Origin of the sequence: Streptomyces niveus, from assembly GCF_001723055.1 — a bacterium.
Taxonomy (GTDB): Bacteria; Actinomycetota; Actinomycetes; order Streptomycetales; family Streptomycetaceae; genus Streptomyces; species Streptomyces niveus.
The window spans coordinates 1-618 of the sequence record NZ_MDCR01000575.1 but is presented as its reverse complement, the minus strand read 5'-3'; the positions used below and the strand labels follow the sequence as shown (position 1 = coordinate 618).

1 protein-coding gene is annotated in these 618 nt (G+C 72.2%); it reads left to right on the top strand.

Going from position 1 to position 618, the window contains the following annotated elements; translation table 11 throughout:
* On the top strand, positions 1 to 618 hold a 618-nt coding region (locus BHU15_RS37670), incomplete at both ends, for an enolase C-terminal domain-like protein (protein ID WP_303741446.1).

Below are 618 nucleotides of genomic sequence, written 5' to 3'. Positions count from 1 at the left end.
GCGGTGTCCTGGACGGCGCCGAGGAGGTCAAGGCCGTACGCGCCTTGAAGGACCGCTTCCCCGAGGCCCGGATCACCCTGGACCCGAACGGCGCGTGGTCGCTGCGCGAGGCCGTCGAGCTGTGCGCCCCGCTGGTCGGCACGCTCGCCTACGCGGAGGACCCGTGCGGAGCCGAGGACGGCTACTCCGGGCGGGAGATCCTGGCCGAGTTCCGCCGCGCCACCGGACTTCCGACGGCCACCAACATGGTCGCCACCGACTGGCGTCAGCTCACCCACGCACTGGCCCTCCAGTCGGTGTCCATCCCGCTGGCCGACCCGCACTTCTGGACCATGCAGGGCTCGGTCCGCGTCGCCCAGCTCTGTCAGGCGGCCGGTCTGACCTGGGGCTGCCACTCCAACAACCACTTCGACATCTCCCTCGCCATGGTGACCCACTGCGGCGCCGCCGCTCCCGGTGACTACAACGCGCTCGACACCCACTGGATCTGGCAGGAGGGCCTGGAGCGGCTCACCACGGCCCCGCCCCGCATCGTCGACGGCGAGATCGCCGTCCCCGACGCCCCCGGCCTGGGAGTCCGGCTCGACATGGACCGGCTCGTCGCGGCCCACGAGCTGT